The organism is Borborobacter xinjiangensis (assembly GCF_047739745.1).
Taxonomy (GTDB): Bacteria; Pseudomonadota; Alphaproteobacteria; order Rhizobiales; family Rhizobiaceae; genus Pseudaminobacter.
Genome location: NZ_JBLLVA010000005.1, coordinates 153,924 through 172,424, shown reverse-complemented (window position 1 = coordinate 172,424; position 18,501 = coordinate 153,924). Strand labels below are relative to the sequence as shown.

Below are 18,501 nucleotides of genomic sequence, written 5' to 3'. Positions count from 1 at the left end.
CGTTCCTTGATTCTTAGCGACCAGGCTGAAGCAATGGCTTTCCTGGCAGATCCACTCACGTTCGGCATCGCAGCCCCGGCCGAAATCATTGAGACACATATTTCGGTGATATTCCTTTCTGGTGACCGAGCCTTCAAGCTGAAACGGGCGGTGCATCTCCCTTACGTCGATTTCTCAGCTCCCGAACTGCGCCTTGCCGCCTGCCGGAAGGAGGTGGAACTCAATGCACTCACTGCGCCGGATCTCTATCTCGGCATCCGGCGGATCACCCGCGAGCCGGGCGGTGGACTTGCGTTCGATGGGAATGGAGAATTGGTCGATGCGGTCGTTGAAATGAACCGCTTCGACCAAGCGCAACTGCTGGATCGCATGGCGGAAGGTGGCAGGCTCACGCCCGATCTAATGACGAAAACCGCCCGCATGGTCGCGCGTTTCCACAGTCAGGCTCCAGTCGTGCATGCAGGCAGCGGGGCGGCGAACCTCGCCGGCGTGCTCGACATCAACAGGGCCGGCTTTGCCACCAGCCGCGTTTTCGACGAGAACAAAATCGACGTTCTGGACGCTGCATTCCGGGCGACGTTGTCGCGCCTTGCCGATGTATTGGATCAGCGCGAGGCGGTCGGTAAGGTGCGCCGCTGCCATGGCGATCTGCACCTGCGCAATATCTGCGTGCTGGAAAACCAGCCCTGCCTGTTTGATTGCATCGAGTTCAATGAGCGGATTGCGACGACGGATGTGCTCTATGACGTGTCCTTTCTGCTCATGGACCTGTGGCACCGCGGGTTCCCGGAACTCGCCAATCTTGTGGCGAACCGGTATCTCGATGAGACCGACAATGAAGACGGGTTCGTTCTTCTGCCTTTTCTGATGGCGATCAGGGCGGCCGTTCGTGCTCATGTCCTTGCCACGCTGATAGAAGAAAACGGCGACCCGTCTGGGAAGCTGACCCGCGATGCACATGCCTATTTCGACCTCGCATCGGAACTGCTGCAAGCGCGTTCCACGCTTCTCATCGCCATTGGCGGGCTGAGCGGTTCAGGCAAAACGACTGTAACCGAAGCGCTTGCTGCGTATATCGGCGCGCCTCCCGGCGCGCGAATGCTGGAAAGCGACCGGATCCGCAAGACGATGCATGGCGTGTCGCCCGAGACCCGCCTCCCCGAGAAAGCTTATCGGCCGGAAATCTCTGAGCGGGTCTATCGGGAGATGGCCTGGCGGGCAGGCCTTGTCCTGGCCGAGAGCGGTTCAGTGATTGTCGACGCAGTGTTCGATCGGCCCCGCGACCGCGCGCGCATCGAGCAGGTCGCCACGGATCGCCATGTGCCGTTCCTGGGCATCTGGCTGGAAGTCTCTCCCGATGTGCTGTGGCATCGTGTCGACCAGCGGCGCGGCGGCCCCTCCGACGCGACTGTCGACGTCTTGTCTCGCCAATTGCAGAGAGATGCCGGTCAGGTCACTTGGCATCGCCTCGAGGCTGACAGACCTCCGGCCGCGATAGTTTCCGATATTCTCGCCTTGGCCGCCGCGTGAAGCCAAGGCGCGCGCATCCACTGACCAGTCCTACCATCTTGAACCATCGTCTCGCCCCTGTGCAATGGGCGAAGCTCCGACACGGTTCGCATCGAATTCGGCAGGGATTCGTTCAGATAGTGCTGTTTGGACAGTACCCCTTGAGTGGAACGGGATAAGCGGTCCAGATATTTGCAAACTCGGAAGAAATGCCTGATCGGCCCAGGGCCAGGACAGCGGCGATCTTCTCGGACCGAGTGCAAATCGACCGCCCGATACGCCTCATCTTGCCCGTGACGCCCTATTTTATGCCGAGCTGGCCGATCGCTGCAGTAAGTTCCTGCCGCGGCACTTTCGTCAGATCCTTCGCCACTTCAACCACGACGGTTGGTTGAAGCGTCGGCGACAGCTTCCGGCGCAAAACGCCAAGCATCCGTGGCTCGGCGACGATCGCGAGTCGCTGGAACTCATGGGCAAGGAAGCGCTGTTCCAGTTCCGCAACCAGAGTTTCTGCGAACCGGGCCTCCTGGTCCTTTTCGGGTTCCGAATGATACTCAAGCGCAGATCGCCTCTTCCCTTCCGAGGCGAAGCTGCGCCCTGGCCTGTCGGACATGATCTCGCCCAACTGCTTGTGGTCGATCTCAAACACCAGATCCTCAACCTGCTCTTCGTCTTTGAGATTAATCTGGCGAACGATACGCGCGCGCGCTCCGTCCGCCAGCAGCACCCAGGTCGTTTTCTCTTTCATCGCTTGCAAATCTCTCTGTTGGCGTTCGCTTCTCGACCTCAACGACTCCCAAGAGGCTTCATCATGCAACCGTAACGGCCGAAGCATAAGGACCCCGCGCACCGTCGTGTTCGGAAAAGCGGACCTCCCTGCCCTCGGACAGGACTGACCACTCCTTCTGGGACGTCATGTTCTCCCGACGGAAGAAGAACTCGTGACCGTCTTGTGCAAGGATGAAGCCGTAGCCTTCGCCGAGCATGAGCCTTGCGAGCGTCCCGTGAAGAGTCTCTGGATGCGTTTTGACCCGATAGCCGCTATTTTTCCGGACGAAATCCTCGAGCTTGCGTTGTGCGGCATCGAAGCTATCCCGGATGGCGACATAAACATCCTCGTGGTCATGGTTCCTCCGAGACATGCCGGTGACGATCGCCGCACCGGGCACGGCGATGTCGACTAGGACGCGATAGAGCTTGCCTTGACGGCCGTGCCGATGAGGGGCTTCAATCACGACCGCACAAAAGGTGATCCGGTCATGGAAACGGCCCAGGCGGGCGATCCTTTCGCGCACCACTTCCTCCACCGATGGGGAAGGTTCCATTCCGCGGAAGTTGATCTGCGGCTCGCTCTCCATCCTGGATCGTTCCTGCAAAATATGAATGCGATCATTGACCAGCGTCTCGCCCGGCGCATTGATCCGCATCAATGCGTCCGCGGAGGCGCAGGTCATCTTTGTGCCGCGTACATGGAGAGGAAAAGTGAGCGAGAGGATGATCGTCTGCAACCAGTGCGGCAGCGTCAACCGCCTACCTCCGGTGCGGTCCGCGACTTCGGCAAAATGCGGAAAGTGCGGAGGCATTCTTTTCAAGGCACGTCCGCAGGACGTGGACGGCGCAATTCTCAGGCGTCATATGGAGCGGACGACCTTTCCCGTGCTGGTGGATGTGTGGACACCGTGGTGCGGCCCCTGTCAAATAATGACCCCCGCCTACGAGGCGGCAGCACGGGAACTGGAGCCGGACGTCGTTCTGCTGAAGCTCAACTCCGACGTCGAGCAGTCTGCCTCGACAGAACTCGGCATCCGCAGCATACCGACGATGGTTTTGTTTTGCGGCGGTAGGGAACTCGGGCGCGTGTCCGGAGCCATGTCGGCCGGGCGGATCATCCGCTGGGTGCGCGAGCGGCTGCCAACCGCGGCAGCCTGACTGCTGCACACGCCCTTGCCCGAGATTCACTTGGCTCGGGCAATTGACGGTGTTCAGAGGACTAAGTCGACTTCGATAGCAAGGCATGCCGGTGCGGCCGCCGAAGCGTCGGCGAGAGGCCTCGCCCGGGCCGCCCGAAAAGTTTGATCTGACGCAAGGCGGGCTCGTTTCCGACGGTCAATATTCTCTGGACAGCTCGGTGCCGACATTTCCGCCGGGTTCAATCTTATGAGGCACGATTCGTTGCGGGCACACCGTGCTTGTAGGACTGGCGCGAAGGTCCACACGTTTCTTGGCGTAGACGCGCCGTCCTTTGACGGCCGATCGCGTCGAACGACCGGTTGCCGATGAGAAAGGACGCTGCAATGCAAGCCCGAGACATCATGACCACGGCAACCTTGACGGTCACCCCACAGACCCTGGTTGCCGATGCCGCCCGCTTGATGCTTGAACATCGCGTCAGCGGATTGCCTGTCATCGACAACGACGGTGCTCTTGTCGGCATTGTTACGGAGCGGGATCTTCTTTGTCGACCGGAGATCGGCACGGCGCCAAGGCACGCAAACTGGATCAACCTGTGGCTTACGGCGGACGAATCGGCAGAGGAATATGCGCAAAGCCGCGGACGTAAGGTCGGAGACGTAATGACCCGGCAGGTCTTCAGCGTTGCACCGGATACTTCGCTACATGACATCACCGCACTGATGGTCCGCGAAGGTGTAAAGCGGCTGCCCGTCACCCGAGACGGAAAAGTGATGGGGATGGTTAGCCGAGCTGACTTCCTGCGCCCCCTCCTCGGCCGCCTCGACAATGTGCAGGGTCCGAGGGCCGAAGACATCACCATCCGCCGAGAGATCCTGCGGGAAATCAGTGGCAAGAGGTGGTCGCCTCGGCCGGTGGTTGACGTCTCAGTATGTGATGGCGTCGTAGAATTGACCGGAAGCGTGGCGAGCGAACGTGTGCGGGCGGCTATCCGAGTGGCCGCGGAGAACACGTCGGGTGTCAAGCAGGTGATCACTCATCTCCGGCTGGCCTCCGACACCTCCGGTGCGGGGGACCGAGATGCGCCATCACATTCTCGATGACGCGAATGCTCGTTTCCGGTTCTTTTTACACTCGTGCTCCACCGGTGATGGTTCTGGGACACGCAGAGCGTTCTGTCATGATGTGTTGATTGCAACTTGCGCATAACGCTACCTCCAAGAACCGAGCATAACGTCGGCCATTGGAGTTGCCACTGCGGCGATCGAGCCGTCGCCTCCGCCCTGTGCCTTGGGGCTGCCCCAGGGGTCACCGCGCCCGGAGGACGGCCCCTGCTGTTTCACCTCATTGATGCGAATCAAAGCGGGACCGATAGGTTTCGCTCAAACCGGATCGATGATCTCGCAGGCAAAAGGCAACTGGTATCCGCTCCTCCGGCCGCGTGTCCCGCGCTTCCGTTGTGGTGCAAAGCAGATAGTATCAGACACAATCCCGTCAGCAGGAGAAAACGATGTACAAGCATGTATTGATTGCAACCGATGGCTCGGAGCTAGCTCAAAAGGGAGTCGACCAGGGACTGGCGCTCGCCGCAAAGCTTGGCTCCAAGGCAACCGTTCTCAGCGTCACCGAACCCTTGCAGCCGGCCGCAGCGCAGGCGGCGGTGGAAGGAGGCATCCACGATCCCGTCGCCCGCTACGATCAGCAGATCGACGATGCCATGAAGGAACGCTATCAGAGCATCGAGCAAGCTGCCTCGCGTCACGGGGCGACCGTAGAACTGATACATGACGTGGACGAATTTCCTGCAGAAGCCATCGTCCGGGTAGCAAGGCTGAAGGGCTGCGACCTTATCGTGATGTCGTCGCATGGTCGGCGGGGCATACAGAGGATGCTGCTCGGCAGCCAGACGGCGGAAGTGCTTGCGAGCACGACGCTTCCCGTGCTGGTGATCAGATAGGGTTTGCCCCGAGCGGGCTCGGCGAGACCATGTCAACGAACGGCCAGCTGCAGGTCCAGCCTGCAGCCCAGCTCTTCATGTCCGAGTATCCGCTTGTTGACCCCGATCAAATCATTGCCGGACGTCCTGGTATAGCCTCGAACCAGAATAGGCATCGTCGGCACGACTCGCTCGGTTTCGGGTCGGCCGTGGGTCAGGAGAGAGGTCAACATGGCATCGGCAAGCGAACTGAGCCCCGGTTTCCGGCATGTCAGGCTGTTGCTGGCACGTGAGCGGGACAATCCGGCCGGCAGCAGGGATGAAGGCTATGACCTGCTCGTGCCCCTGGATGCCGATGGCCGCATAGACGCCGCCGAGTGGAAGACCCAGCAGGCCCGCTGCCGCGTGCGCCGGTTCGGCATTGGCGAGGACGAGCGCATCGGACGGCTGCGGCGCAAGCCCGGCGGCCAATGGTATTTCGACTACGAGGATGGCGAGCGCGACGACGAGATCGGCTTCCGCCTCGGCGAGGAACGCTTCGTCACCGGCGAATATGTCTCGCTAGGCCGCCAGGGCAGGATGCATACCTATCAGGTCGCGCGCGTCGAGAAGCCCTGAAAAACGTTGCGATCGGGCCCTGTGTAGTCCTGCTTCGGCACAGCAGGCCCGACCTTGACGCCGCAGCCACGCGTATCTTTTGCCAAGTGTCAGTGCGACAGAAGGACTGGCATCAACAGGTCGGAGAGCACGCCCTGCGTCGCGCCGCCAAGGATGAAATCGCGCAGGCGCGAATGCCCGTAGCCGCCCATGACGAGCAGCTGGCCGCCCTTCTCGATGGCCGTCTGCTGCAGCGTCTCGGCGATGGGGCAATCCTGCGCCATGATCTCCGCGCCTTCGGCGTTCAGCCCCCGCTCGCGCAAGGCGGTGGCGAGCCGCTCGCCGGCCGCCTTCTCCTTCAGCGGTTTCTCATCAACGACGGTGAGGACGGATATGCGCGCCGCACGCTCTAGGAACAGCCGGGCGTCGGCGACCGCACGCGCGGCGACACGGCTGCCGTCCCAAGCGATGGCGAGATGATCGAAAGGCGAAGGCTCCCATAGCTCCGGCAACAGGATTGCCGGCCTTCCCGAACCGAAGACGACGGCTTCGGCGATTGCGCGCGAGGTCGTGTTGCCGGCCTCCCAGCCGACCAGGCTGAGGTCGCTATAGCGGGCTTGCAGCGCCGCGGCCTCTCCCAGCGCCGCAATCGGGGCGTTGACGACAGCAATCGTGAGGTCGACACCGGCCAAGCCCGACTTCTCCTTGACGAGCGCAAGCAGATGCTGGCCCTGTTGGCGGCTCGCCGCTTCGGCTTGCCGGATCAGTTCCGGCGTGTCGAGCAACAGTTTGGAAAGCGCATTGGACACATCGGGGATGTCGGCATTGATGGCCACCGCCCGGATGACCGCGCCGATCCCGGCCGCCACAGCGGCCGCATGGGCGGCGAGCGCGTCCGCGTTTGCTTCTGGATAGGTGGCGAAGGGAACGAAGGCCTGGAGTTTCAAAGGTGTCTCTCCTCTGAGGAGCACGAGAGTCCGGCTGACCCGGCAGCCGTCATCTCATTTTATATCATGATCGGCTGGGTGGCTGCCTTGATCTCCCTCAAACCGTATGGCCAAGGAATTGAACGATCGCGGGGCTACGCCGCGTCGTCCTCCGTCATCTCTGAAGGCTTTCGATATAGGCAATGATCGCACCGATTTCTTCCGGTTCGGCCCTGAATTCGGGCATGTCCGGATGGCCTACCGAGATACCTTCGGCCAATGCTTCTGCGAGCGCCTCTATCGGGTAACGTTGCGAGAGGTTGCGGAAGGCCGGCGCCTCCGGATGTGCACTCTCGTCGGTCAATGCCACGGCGTGGCACCGAGAGCAGTTCTGCTTGACCGACATCTCGCCGTAGGAGCGCTGACGGCCGTCGTCAGCGCTCGCAGAACCGGCGAAAAGAACGGCGATGGCGGCCACGAGGAATTTGCACATGCATCATGTCCCACGGTAGACGGCCCCCTTTTCCAATGAATGGCATCGCTGCGCCTTGATCTATCGCAAGGCAGCCGCACGGATGCCATCGATTGTGGGAGATGAATGGAGACGATCACTTTGGCGACAGCAACTTCCGGTTCCCGCGGCGCAATGGCAAGGATGGCCCAAGGCAATGCCAAGACGCAGCTCCTATTCTGGATGCCATGTTAGGACCCAGGTGTAGCTGATCCGGATAGGACCACGGGTATATCCAGGGCGCGAAGGCGGACGACCCGGACGCTCTGTTGTCACATGACGATCATAGGGAGACAACATCCCTGACCCCGTCAGTTGGGTATAATTTGACCGACATCAAGGCCACTGCCGCCATTTGGTGATGAGCATAATGAACCGAACAGAGGCCAAGACGATGATCTACAACACAATCATGGTTCAACTCGATATCGATGCACCGGCAACGCCACGGTTAACTTTTGCCTGGGAGCTTGCCCAGAACCTCGAAGCTGATCTGATCGCATTTGCTGCGGCCGAACCATTCCTGGTGAGACCGGCGGACGGCGATGGAAGCATTTCAGCAGAGGCAATGCGCAACCAAGTCGAACAAATCGAAGAGCGACTGAAAACTCTGAAATCCGAGTTCCATGATCTCACGCAAGACAGTAACCGCGCGTCATGGCGGGGCACGGTTGGCGAGCCGACACGGTTTCTTGCCCTCTATGCCCGCGCTGCTGACTTGCTGGTCGTCGGTCCCGTCGGCCATTCACCGAAAGATCGCCTACGCACGATAGATCCGGGTGAGCTTATTCTTTCGGCCGGCCGGCCGGTCCTCTTCGCCTCAGATGGCTATCGGCCGCTGACCGCGGAAAACGTCCTTGTCGCATGGAAGGATTCGCGCGAGGCGCGGCGCGCGGTCGTCGATGCGATGCCGTTTCTGACCAACGCGCGCCAGGTCCTGGTCGCGTCGATTGAGGAAAGTGATCGAGCGCAAACGAGGGAAAGCGCCGCTGACGTTGTGCGTTTCCTGATGAAGCACGGGGTCAAGGCACGTTCGCAAATGCTGGAGGCCGGAGGGGCCAATATTGCCGAAGCGCTGTTGCAGGTAACCGTGGAAACCGGTGCAGACCTGATCGTCTCAGGCGGCTATGGCCACAGTCGGTTGCGCGAATGGGCGTTTGGTGGGGTAACACGCTCACTGCTACAGGACAGTTCAATCAACCGCTTGATCGCCAACTGAAGTCTAAGGATCGATGCGATTGCAACGGAGCCGACGTAAGACTTCGCGCTGTCCACGCAGAGTCCCATTCTTGACCGGGGATCAAAGCGTCCAACCTCGGCGCTGCCCGGCATGACCAGATGAGATACCACTAGCAAGTCGCGATGCAGCTACGATTTCGCGCAGGGCACCATTAGCGCCGGGATGACAAGGTGATCGCCCGGACGCTGTCGTGATCGTTCCGGATCCCGCCGGATCAGCCCGCCCGCTCTCCAAGGGTACGCACGGCCGCAATCCATTTCTTCCGCCTTGCGTCGCTGACGGCCTCCACCAGTCCATAAAGGGTTTCCCGCACAGGGCTGATGCCGACGAAATTGAGGATGTTGCGTCGCATGCCGGCAATGCCATGGCCGAGATACCAGAGCCGGTAGATCGGCGCCGGCATGCCCATGGTGACGAGGACGCGAGCCGAGCGACCCTTCAGCAGGGTCTTGGCGAAGCCGTCCTTGCCCGTTTCCGGATAGGCGAACGCCAGGCCGGGGCGCATTATCTGCTCCAGGAAGGCCTTGAGCAGCGCCGGCATGGTGCCGAGCCATAGCGGGAAGACGAAGACGATGTGCTCGGCCCGCTTGATTGCCTCGGCGGCATCCCGCAAGTCGGGCGGGATCATGCCATGCTGGAATTCTTCCACCGAGCGCAGCAGCGGAATGTCGAGCTTTGCGATGTCGATCTGGCGAACTTCGTGCCCGGCCGAGCGAGCGCCCTCCGCATAGCTGTCGGCGAGTGCTCGGCACAGGCGCTTCGGATTGCTGTCGGGATGACCCACAATGACAAGAATGCGACGCGGCATGGCAATTCTCCAAGTAATGATGTCACATTAGACAGTCTTCGCTTGTGCAAAAAGCCATTCTCCAGTGTCGCCGACCGCGTGACGGCACAAGAAGTGGTACCAAAGCAACGAGAGGTGGACAGCTGACCGTTCCACCTCCCGAACCTGTCGAGTTTCTGCGGACAATCATCAGCCGATGGTAATGCGATCCTCGACGGTGCTGACACCAGGCGCCGACCATGCCGCCTGCTCTGCCGCTCTGCGCTCGGACCAGGCATGCACCCGACCTTCCAACCTGACCTTGCCGCCATCCAGCACATCGACCGTGATCGCCTGCGCCTCGGTTTCCGCATTGCGCTTCAGCGCATCTTCGATACGCTTTTTCACATCGAAAGCGGAGGCGCGCTGCTTGATCCCGATCTGGTTGGATACGCCAATCACGCCGGCAAGATCACGCACCGCATCCGCGGCTGCCATCTTCTGGTACTGCCAGTCGACCGTGCCGTTGAGCGTCACCCAGCCGCTCTGGACTTTTACCTGCACGGCGTTGTCCGGGACGGATGTGTTCCAGCTGATCGTGTTGACGGCTCGCTTGGCGATTTCATCGTCGGCCATTCGGTTGGTGCCAAAGGGGCGAACCTCGATTTCCTGCGCGATGCCTTTGACACCTTTCACCCTGCGCACGACATTCTCGACGGTCACCTTTTGGGCGTAGGTAGGGACGTGCCCGGTCAAGGTGGCGACGCCATTTTCCACCGCCACGCCGATGTCGGCCGCATCGATACTCGGCTCGAATTCAAGCTCGTCGATAATGTATTGTCTCAACGTGATGTCGCTCATGCTCGCTTACCTCACTGCTCGACTCCGCCCGCCTGTAGATAGCATCGACGGGACAGCTGTCATGGTCCTTGATCCGCGTCAAATCGGATGGGAATCGAAGCCCCTGACCGATTCTGGTGAGGTGCCGGATTCTATGAACGCAGGCGCTCGCTCCACACAGGCTTGAGCAACTCAAGCATGACGAGTGCGATCAACCCGGTCACAACAGCCAAGGTTACGTTGTCCCACTGTAAGGGCGCGAAACGGAACAGCGCGCTCAGCGAGGGAATGGACAGGCTCAGCGTCATGATCGCGGCGACGGCGAGCACAATCCAGGCCAGCATGGGATTGGGGCTGCGGAAAGCGGTGATCAACGAGGCACTGAAGGTTCGGTTGACCAGAATCAGACTGACGATCGAAACCACCAGGGACAAGAAGGCGACTGCGCGCGCTTGGTCTTCCGGCATGCCAATCTGCAGCGTCGACACGAAGACGCCGGCGACGAGCACGAGGACCAGCGTGCCCTGCAGCAGGCTCCATCCGATCAGGGCCGGCGAAAACAGTCGATCGTTCGGGGGCCGTGGATGTCGGTCCATCACGTCCTTTTCTTCCGTTTCAGCCTCGAAAGCCAACGAGCAGACCGGGTCGATGATCATCTCCAGAAAGGCAATGTGGATCGGAGTGAAGATAATGGGCAGCCCGAAAATCAGTGGTAACAGAGCCAACCCGGCAATAGGCACGTGGACGGCAAAGATGAAGCCCATCGCCTTGCGGAGATTGTCGTAGATGCGCCTGCCTAAACGGACGGCTTTCACGATGGAACCGAAGTCGTCGTCGAGAAGCACGAGGGACGAGGCTTCCCGCGCGACATCCGTGCCGCGGCCACCCATGGCAATGCCGATATTGGCTGCCTTTAGCGATGGCGCGTCGTTGATGCCGTCTCCGGTCATGGCGACGATATGGCCGTCGGCCTTGAGCGCCTGAACGATGCGCAGCTTCTGCTCAGGCATGGTCCTTGCAAATATGCCCGTGCTGCGCAGGAGGCGTGCCAAATCGGCATAGTCGAGATTATCGAGTTCACGCCCAGAGAGAACCTCCTCGGCGTCGAGGCCCACCTGACGAGCGATGGCGATGGCGGTTGCCGGGTAGTCGCCGGTGATCATGATGATCCGGATGCCGGCCGAACGGCATTGGCGCACCGCTGCGGGGACGCTGGGGCGCACGGGGTCGGCAAGGCCGACGAGGCCGAGGAACTCGAAGCTTAAATCCCGCGGAGACTCCGGCAGGGCGGCTTTCGGACAGCTGACTTTCGCCACGCCCAGCACCCGCAATCCATCAGCCGCCATGGTCTCAGCCGCTTCCTTCACGCCAGACACCTCTTTTGGTCCGAGATGGCAGAGTTCGGCGATGGCCTCGGGCGCTCCCTTGGCAGCGCCGACAACGTCGGAACTCCCTTCGAGAGGGGCCCACACGTTTGTCACCGCGAGAAGCTCCGGCCGGAGCCCATAGGTGCGCACCAGTTTCCAGTGCGGCGACAAAGACGCTCCTGCCATGCGATCGCGCGCAAGATTGTGAAAAGCCTTCTCCATCGGGTCGAAGGGCTCTGGCTCGCTCGCCAAAAGGCCATATTTGACCATTTCACGGAACTCGTCCGCAAAGGGTTCGTGCGGTTTCTCCCGCAGGTGCAGGGCACGCCCGCTTCTGGTACGCAGCGCGGCAACCGACATGCGGTTTTCGGTCAGCGTGCCCGTCTTGTCCGTGCACAACACTGTCGCTGATCCGAGCGTCTCGATTGCTGTAGCCCGGCGGGTAAGGACGCGCGCTTGGGAGATCCGCCAAGCTCCCATCGCCATGAAGACAGCAAGCACCAAAGGGAATTCCTCAGGCAGCATCGACATTCCGATAGTTATTCCGGCCAGGAAAGCATCCAGCCATCCACCGCGGAGCAGTCCGTAAAGCACCACCGCCATGGTGCTGACGATGCCGCCCGCGGCGGCCGAGAGCCACACCAAGCGGCGCGTCTGGGCGCGAAGCCGTGGCGGTTCGGTTTCAAGCTGGTGGAGCGACTGGCCTATCCTCCCGATCTCGCTGCGGGGACCGGTCGCGATCACCTCTCCGAGACCGCTGCCGCTGACCACCAGCGAGCCGGCGTAAACATAGGGCAGACCATCACCGCCTGGACGGGCCCCTGCCGTATGGCTGGCGTGGGCAGCAATCTTGCGCACAGGCATCGATTCTCCCGTGAGCAGCGATTCGTCGGCCAGAAGATTGCGGCTTTCCAGCAGGCGGGCATCAGCGGGGACGCGGTCCCCTTCGCCCAGCAGGACAATGTCTCCGCGCACGACTTCACGCCCGGCGATACGTTTCTTCTCTCCCTCGCGGATGACCAAGGCCCGCGGACTGGTCAAGTCGCGCAACGCCTCGAGGACGCGCTCGGTTCGCGCCTCTTGCACCAGCGTTATCGTCACGGACATGCCGGCGAACACGATCAGGATAAGGGCCTCTTGCAGGTCGCCGAGCAGGAGATAGATCGCGCCGCCAGCTAGCAAGAGGGTGAGCATCGGCTCCCGCAGGACATCGAGTGCAACATCCAGAGGCGTTCGATGGCCCGAGCGGGGCAACTCGTTGAAGCCTTCCGATCTCAGCCGCTCATCGGCTTCTGCGTCGTCGAGGCCGGGCAATTCAGAGCTGAGAGCTCTCGTCATGGCTTTCGGTACCCCAATTGCGCGTTTTCGGCATTGATCGACCTCAAGGCGCGGCTTCTTGAGCACGCGAGCGGCATCGGGCGAGGAGGTCGCAACTCCTGGATCGGGCGGTGGGTCACTCACGGCTGGCAAAGCGGCATTATCGGCAGCCTACGGTTGACGGCACTCACCAGGGACAAAACCCGTATCCACGGTCACTAACCTTGAGAAGGCTGGCGGCCAATGCTATTTTTCGAGTGTCGGTCCTTTCGCAAGGCGTATAGGTCTCCTGCAGCAAGCACCGATAGAATCCACCGGGGTGTCCACCGTCCTGCGTTGGATAGGAACGCCGAATGGCATTCACGCTAGAGCTTGAAGTATGGACAAGCTGATCGCGCGTCTGAATATCGAGCATTTTCAACAGCGTTTGGCCGAAGAGCGGGACGAGGAAACGCGCCGGGTTCTGATGAAATTGCTTGCAGACGAGGAAGAAAAACTCAAACGAATTCTGCGGAGGGAGATCTTGAAGGAGCCTGAGAACAAGGAAGCATAGCTTCAGACAAGATCATGTGTCGACACCGTTCCAATCACGCCAGTGCGTTGGTGAGACCTCGATCTTTTCACTCGTGTTCGCACGCACCCAGCCTTCTGACATGCGCCGACAGGGGAAAACGAGTGCATGTATGCCGTCGCGGTTGATGACGGCCAGTTCCAGGTCCGCGCCGTGGGGGGCGGTGGTTATCAGCTGCCAATTGTGCTGTCGGGTAAACATGGAGGATAGGGGCGCAACAGGTTCGCGAGGAGTCAAATCCATGATTGTTCAATCGATCATGTGCTGTAAGGCCTGCCATTTCATCACCTCCACGGTGCGCAGGCCTGTCAGTCTGATGACGCCTTGCTGTCTGAGCCTGGAGAAGACCCGGGATACGGTCTCGATGGTCAGTCCGAGATAGTCCGCGATATCCATCCGCGACATCGGCAATTCAATGTTGCCCAGGTCATCTTGGCGCTCAAACATTTCCGCCAGGAACGCAGCCACACGCTCCATGGCATTTTGACGCCCCAGCACCAGAAGATGCTCCTGCGCTCTTACGAGGCTCTGGAGAGCCATCGACAGCAATTCGCCGGAAAGTTCATTCTGACGGGACGATGTGCGCAGCACGCGAATGTTCGTGGCGCAAATCGCTTCCGCAAAGAAGTGATGTATGGCATCAGCCTCAAACCCGAACACCTCGCCAGCAAAATGAAAGGCCGAAATCTGGCGGCGGCCGTCGGCAAGCAAGCGATAGACACGCACGGCCCCAAACTCGATCTTGTAGTGACTGTCGCTTCTTTCACCTTGAGCATAAATCTCGGCCCCAGCCGGAAAAAAGGCAACTGCCTGCAAGCTGCCCAGCGATGAGGGTGCTGTTGGGCGAACGATCCGTGGATCGCGGGAATAAGCTGAAGTTCCGGACGTCTCAATCAGTGCCATGACGATCTCCCAATGCTGGTGAGCCATCTTGGCTCAAACGGGCGCGGCCTGGAATCCGGTGACAACCGTAAGGGAATCTACGTAGCGGCTCTTACTCGAGGTCGGTGATTGCGTTCCGCACCGCCTTGATGAGCGGCGCGCCCAAATACGGCTTCATCAAGGGCGTTATGGCAGGTAGCTCGGGTGCTTTGCGGAACTGGTCCACCAGCAGGATGACGGGCTTCGCGAACCGGCTGAACTGCTCCTGGACTTGATCCCAATCTCTGACGGCATCGTCGTCGATGACGGCACACGCCGCTTTATGAACGTAAGCAGACACAAAGGCGTCTTCTGCATACCTGAAGGCATGCACGCTGTAGTCGTCGCTTTCCAATGCGAACACTAACGAATGTCTGAAGCTCGCATCCGGGGCGGCAACCAGGATGAATGTCGTGCCACGCAGAACCATTCGCTCGTTTTCCTGCATGCCGACGCCAGCATCCGCCGATCGGTGGTGGGAGGCATTGCGCAGGATCAAAGGGGAACCAAGCGCGAGGAGAAATCGATGTAAGGCGATGATCGAAGTGCAATCACAAGCGTTATCAGAGCTCGCTGTGGGTTTATTCGGCAAGACCCAGGGCAATTGCCATGCGGACGAGCTCAGGCAGGCTGCGGGCCCGCATCTTCGACATGATGTTGGCGCGATGGACTTCCACAGTCCGCGGGCTGATGTCGAGGTCGTAGGCGATCGCCTTGTTGGGGAGCCCGGCAACGATGGCGTGCAGGACCTGTCGCTCCCTATCCGACAGTTCGCTGAGCCGGGGCCGCAACGCCCCAACGTCCTCGCCTGACCCGGCAATCTTGTGCAGTCTCTCGGCGGCCCGTGTGATCGAGCTGATCAGGACTTCGTCTTCGAATGGCTTCTCGATGAAATCGACAGCACCCGCCTTCATAGCTGCCACTGCCATCGGGACGTCTCCGTGCCCCGTGATGAGAACCGTCGGCACCAACGCACCTATTTCGTTGAGTTTCTCCAGCAGCTCCACCCCATTCATATCCGGCATCCTCAGGTCAGTAACCAGACACGCCTTGCCGACGGCCGATGGCGCGACAGCAAGAAAGCGCGTCGCGCTGTCATGGACGCGCACGGTGAAGCCGGTTGCGGTCAGCAGAAATGCAAGCGACCTGCGTACCTCTTCCTCGTCGTCCACGATGTGAACAGTGTACTCACCGATCTGCATTGTTTGCCTCCCTTGGGGCGACAGGCAGAGAGATGCGGAAAGTCGCTCCGCCTTCGCTGTTAGGGCTCGCCGATATGCTGCCGCCATGGGCTTTGACGATGCGCCTGGAGATCGAGAGGCCGATGCCCATGCCATTGGCCTTGCTGGTGACGAACGGCTCAAACAGGCGACCCGCGATTTCGTCCGAAATCCCTGATCCCGTATCGGCAACCTCAATTACGACGTGGCTGTCGCCGTTGCTGCTTGTCCGCACGGTCAACTCGCGGCGGTCGCCATCGCGCATGGCATCCATGGCATTGCGGATCAGATTGATAATGACCTGCTGAATCTGGACTTTGTCGACCAGCACGTCTTCCGTATCGGCAGCAAATCTGAATATCGACCGCACGCCTTGCTCGTGCGAGCCAATGAGAGCCAGTGCCCCGGCCTCTTCGATGAGCTTGCGGATGTTTACCAGCGACCTCTCGCTGTCCTCTCGCGTGACAAACTCGCGCAGGTGGCGGATGATGCCGCCTGCCCGCAGAGATTGCCGCGCCGTTTCCTCAAGCGCCTGTCTCATCTGGTCGGATGAGGCCCCGGGCGGCCGGTCTAAGAGCCGCACGCAACCTTGCGTATAGTTGGCGATTGCTGCCAGTGGCTGATTGAGCTCGTGAGCCAGCATGGACGCCATCTCCCCAAGCTCGCTCAGGCGAGCCAGCCTTGCCAGTTCGTTCTGAATGCCTTGAAGACGCTCCTCGGACTGTTGGCGCTCAGTGAGGTCGCGAATGAACCCGGTAAAAAAGATTCGACCTTTTGACTGCATTTCGCCGACTGCGAGTTTCATTGGAAATGTCGAGCCATCCTTCCTCCGGCCGACGACAACGCGATCAATGCCGATTATCCGTTTCTCCCCGGTGGTCAGGTATCGGCTCAGGTAACCGTCATGCTCGCTGTGGTATGGTTCGGGCATCAACATGTTTACATTGGATCCGATGGCTTCCCCTTCCGTGTATCCAAACAGCCGAACCGCTACAGCGCTGAAGGATGTGATGAGCCCCTGCTCGTCAATAACCACTGTCGCGTCGGGAACGGTGTCGAGGATCGAACGCAAATGCGCCTCGCTGGCCCTCAAAATATCTTCTGTTTTTTCGAGGGCTCGGCGCCCTTGGTGCAGCATCTCGCCCATCCAGGCGATCACCAGGCCGACGAGAGTGAAAACCGCGACCTGCAGCCAAAACGTAGGATCGGTGCCGACAAGATAGAAAGCGCTCGCCAGCGCGAGGATGAACGCGAACAATCCCGGACCGATGCCGCCCGCAATCGCCGCTACGAGGACAGCGGGAACGAAAAGAATAAAGACGGCGGCGTTTCCGAGGGAACCCTGCAGTGAAAACCTGATGAGAAAGGCAACGGCAACCGCCGCTGCCGCCACCAGATAGCCGATCCACCCTTCAAAGCGGCGCGAGAGGACCGCGTGAAGAAAGCGTCCTTGCAGTCCAGGTATCTCTTGGGCAGGCATAGCCTCTCCCGTCCAGATCGCAGCAGACAGGCCTGCCACGTCGCCAGCGATTGCGAACGTCGGTCGCAACGTATGCCCGCTCCGCATGGCCACGACGTTGTTGGCCATCAAAGATACATCTGAAGAGGTGTGAATAAAAGTTGATGGAGTGCCGCAGATTTGTCCGAGTTACCAATCGAGGGATCGAAAGCCCAGCTCCAAAGCCGTCTACTTCGTCCTCGCCTTGTCCCGACTTGGGAACTTCCAGTGGCTGGCATCCCGCGATGTCGTTCAGGTTCCTTATAGCGACCCGGGGGTTGGCGAAGTTCCCTTCACTCTGCGTTGCGGAGGTGGAAGCATTGCGATCATCGTTTCATCGGTGAGCTGGGGAAAGTCCCGGTAATGGTATGTCAGCGCGAAAAAGCGGGCAGGCTGGCTCAGGCAGACGACCCGGTCCGCCTCGCACGCCAGTTCCTCGACGGTCTCAGGCGGCGCGACAGGAAGAGCTACGACGATCTCGCGGGGCGATCGCCTCCGCAGGGCGCGGATCGCCACCTTCATCGTGGTCCCCGTGGCCGCACCGTCGTCGACGATGAGGACTGTCTTGCCGGCGATCGGAACAAGCGATCGCCCTGCCCGGTATACGCGCCGCCGACGCTCCAGTTCAGGACGCGCGCGAGCGACAAGATCGCGCAATGCGGCATCATCGAGATCGTAAGCTTCCACAATCTCGCGGTTGAGAACGACATCCGGAGGGTCGCCGTCGACGATGGCCGCGACAGCCAGTTCCGGGTTTCCCGGCGCACCGACCTTGCGCACAATGACCAGGTCGAGCGGTGCCTTCAGTGCCCTGGCGATCTCGGCGGCGACTGGCACGCCGCCCCGTGGCAACGCCAGCACGACCGGATCGGCAATGCCGAGCTTCTCCAGTTCGTCCGCCAGCTTGCGCCCTGCATCCTGCCGGTCACGGAACATTGTGTCAGTCCGCCGGCCACAGATCGCGCAGCGTCTTCTTCATCGAGTTCCTGACATCTTCGATCTCGCCAGAGGAGACATGGCGATCAAGCAGCCGGAAGACGGCCATCACGGCCGCATCGGGGTCGTTCAGCAGGTCGTCGGAGAAGGCACCCTGGATGCGCGCGATGAACTCTTCCTTGCTGCGATCCCAAACGGGCGCTTCCAGCGGCTTCCAGCCTTCAAAATAGATGCCGCGGATGAGGGCGGGAAGCTGCGCCGACAGGTCGGCCATCTCTTGCTGCGGCAGCCAGTCCCGGAGCGCCTGCAGAACGCAACGCAAGAGGTGATACGAGCGCCGCTCATCCCAGTTCAGGCCGCCGGCGAGTTCGTTGACCCACTGCTGCGCCTGTTGCGCTGCGTGCGTAAAGTTGGGGATCGATGTGCCACCCATGC

General features: G+C 60.6%; 20 protein-coding genes. 7 read left to right on the top strand and 13 right to left on the bottom strand.

Annotation, left to right across the window (positions count from 1 at the left end):
• Positions 1-6 precede the first annotated feature (6 nt).
• On the top strand, positions 7-1,530 hold the full coding sequence (locus ACLKMW_RS08765; protein ID WP_415724057.1) for a bifunctional aminoglycoside phosphotransferase/ATP-binding protein: 1,524 nt from the start codon (positions 7-9) through the stop codon (positions 1,528-1,530).
• A gap of 280 nt (positions 1,531-1,810) precedes the next feature.
• Here ACLKMW_RS08765 and ACLKMW_RS08760 read toward each other — a convergent pair whose 3' ends face one another.
• Together ACLKMW_RS08760 and ACLKMW_RS08755 are read right to left on the bottom strand one after the other, a co-directional pair.
• Entirely contained in the window at positions 1,811-2,236 is a 426-nt protein-coding gene (locus ACLKMW_RS08760) for a host attachment protein (RefSeq protein WP_415724055.1), read from the bottom strand.
• An 82-nt stretch (positions 2,237-2,318) separates the two neighbouring features.
• Positions 2,319-3,035, bottom strand: coding sequence for an HPF/RaiA family ribosome-associated protein (locus tag ACLKMW_RS08755; protein WP_415724053.1), 717 nt, complete (start codon positions 3,033-3,035; stop codon positions 2,319-2,321).
• Here ACLKMW_RS08755 and ACLKMW_RS08750 point away from each other — a divergent pair.
• From ACLKMW_RS08750 to ACLKMW_RS08735, 4 genes are all read left to right on the top strand, one after another.
• The gene (locus ACLKMW_RS08750; protein ID WP_415724111.1) at positions 3,004-3,438 is read left to right on the top strand and encodes a thioredoxin family protein; all 435 of its coding nucleotides are present in this window, start codon (positions 3,004-3,006) and stop codon (positions 3,436-3,438) included. The two genes, ACLKMW_RS08755 and ACLKMW_RS08750, sit on opposite strands and share 32 nt — an antisense overlap.
• A 383-nt stretch (positions 3,439-3,821) precedes the next feature.
• On the top strand, positions 3,822-4,523 hold the full coding sequence (locus ACLKMW_RS08745; RefSeq protein ID WP_415724051.1) for a CBS domain-containing protein: 702 nt from the start codon (positions 3,822-3,824) through the stop codon (positions 4,521-4,523).
• A 407-nt stretch (positions 4,524-4,930) separates the two neighbouring features.
• Complete coding sequence (locus tag ACLKMW_RS08740) at positions 4,931-5,377, top strand: universal stress protein (protein WP_415724049.1); 447 nt, start codon at positions 4,931-4,933, stop codon at positions 5,375-5,377.
• Between the two features lie 210 nt (positions 5,378-5,587).
• A complete protein-coding gene (locus ACLKMW_RS08735; RefSeq protein WP_415724047.1) occupies positions 5,588-5,974 on the top strand; it encodes a hypothetical protein in 387 nt (128 codons plus the stop codon).
• 89 nt (positions 5,975-6,063) lie between these two features.
• On the opposite strand, the gene ACLKMW_RS08730 is transcribed toward ACLKMW_RS08735, so the two are convergent.
• Together ACLKMW_RS08730 and ACLKMW_RS08725 are read right to left on the bottom strand one after the other, a co-directional pair.
• Positions 6,064-6,900 carry a universal stress protein gene (locus ACLKMW_RS08730; protein WP_415724045.1) on the bottom strand — a complete coding sequence of 279 codons (837 nt, stop codon included), beginning with the start codon at positions 6,898-6,900 and terminating at the stop codon, positions 6,064-6,066.
• 154 nt (positions 6,901-7,054) lie between these two features.
• Entirely contained in the window at positions 7,055-7,372 is a 318-nt protein-coding gene (locus tag ACLKMW_RS08725) for a c-type cytochrome (protein ID WP_415724043.1), read from the bottom strand.
• 388 nt (positions 7,373-7,760) lie between these two features.
• On the opposite strand from ACLKMW_RS08725, the gene ACLKMW_RS08720 reads away from it, so the two are divergent.
• Positions 7,761-8,609, top strand: a complete 849-nt coding sequence (locus tag ACLKMW_RS08720) for a universal stress protein (RefSeq protein WP_415724041.1) — start codon at positions 7,761-7,763, stop codon at positions 8,607-8,609.
• A gap of 235 nt (positions 8,610-8,844) precedes the next feature.
• Here ACLKMW_RS08720 and ACLKMW_RS08715 read toward each other — a convergent pair whose 3' ends face one another.
• The 3 genes from ACLKMW_RS08715 to ACLKMW_RS08705 form a co-directional block, all read right to left on the bottom strand.
• Positions 8,845-9,438, bottom strand: a complete 594-nt coding sequence (locus ACLKMW_RS08715) for an NAD(P)H-dependent oxidoreductase (RefSeq protein ID WP_415724039.1) — start codon at positions 9,436-9,438, stop codon at positions 8,845-8,847.
• A gap of 168 nt (positions 9,439-9,606) precedes the next feature.
• On the bottom strand, positions 9,607-10,257 hold the full coding sequence (locus tag ACLKMW_RS08710) for a BON domain-containing protein (protein ID WP_415724037.1): 651 nt from the start codon (positions 10,255-10,257) through the stop codon (positions 9,607-9,609).
• A gap of 131 nt (positions 10,258-10,388) precedes the next feature.
• Positions 10,389-12,941 (bottom strand): cation-translocating P-type ATPase, encoded by a 2,553-nt coding sequence (locus tag ACLKMW_RS08705; protein WP_415724035.1) that lies wholly within the window; start codon positions 12,939-12,941, stop codon positions 10,389-10,391.
• A 358-nt stretch (positions 12,942-13,299) separates the two neighbouring features.
• On the opposite strand from ACLKMW_RS08705, the gene ACLKMW_RS08700 reads away from it, so the two are divergent.
• The gene (locus ACLKMW_RS08700; protein WP_415724034.1) at positions 13,300-13,473 is read left to right on the top strand and encodes a hypothetical protein; all 174 of its coding nucleotides are present in this window, start codon (positions 13,300-13,302) and stop codon (positions 13,471-13,473) included.
• Positions 13,474-13,740: 267 nt separating this feature from the next.
• Here ACLKMW_RS08700 and ACLKMW_RS08695 read toward each other — a convergent pair whose 3' ends face one another.
• The 6 genes from ACLKMW_RS08695 to ACLKMW_RS08670 all read right to left on the bottom strand — a co-directional run bounded on the left by ACLKMW_RS08695 (position 13,741) and on the right by ACLKMW_RS08670 (position 18,499).
• Positions 13,741-14,394: a helix-turn-helix domain-containing protein gene (locus tag ACLKMW_RS08695; protein ID WP_415724032.1), complete on the bottom strand. Its 654-nt coding sequence runs from the start codon at positions 14,392-14,394 to the stop codon at positions 13,741-13,743.
• A 91-nt stretch (positions 14,395-14,485) separates the two neighbouring features.
• Positions 14,486-14,842: a response regulator transcription factor gene (locus ACLKMW_RS08690; protein ID WP_415724031.1), complete on the bottom strand. Its 357-nt coding sequence runs from the start codon at positions 14,840-14,842 to the stop codon at positions 14,486-14,488.
• A gap of 151 nt (positions 14,843-14,993) precedes the next feature.
• Positions 14,994-15,608 (bottom strand): response regulator FixJ, encoded by a 615-nt coding sequence (fixJ, locus tag ACLKMW_RS08685; RefSeq protein ID WP_415724110.1) that lies wholly within the window; start codon positions 15,606-15,608, stop codon positions 14,994-14,996.
• Positions 15,601-17,112, bottom strand: coding sequence for a PAS domain S-box protein (locus ACLKMW_RS08680; RefSeq protein WP_415724030.1), 1,512 nt, complete (start codon positions 17,110-17,112; stop codon positions 15,601-15,603). The genes fixJ and ACLKMW_RS08680 overlap by 8 nt, the downstream gene beginning before the upstream one ends.
• A 279-nt stretch (positions 17,113-17,391) precedes the next feature.
• Entirely contained in the window at positions 17,392-18,066 is a 675-nt protein-coding gene (locus tag ACLKMW_RS08675; RefSeq protein WP_415724029.1) for a phosphoribosyltransferase, read from the bottom strand.
• Between the two features lie 4 nt (positions 18,067-18,070).
• A complete protein-coding gene (locus tag ACLKMW_RS08670; RefSeq protein ID WP_415724028.1) occupies positions 18,071-18,499 on the bottom strand; it encodes a DUF2267 domain-containing protein in 429 nt (142 codons plus the stop codon).
• Positions 18,500-18,501: the final 2 nt, after the last annotated feature.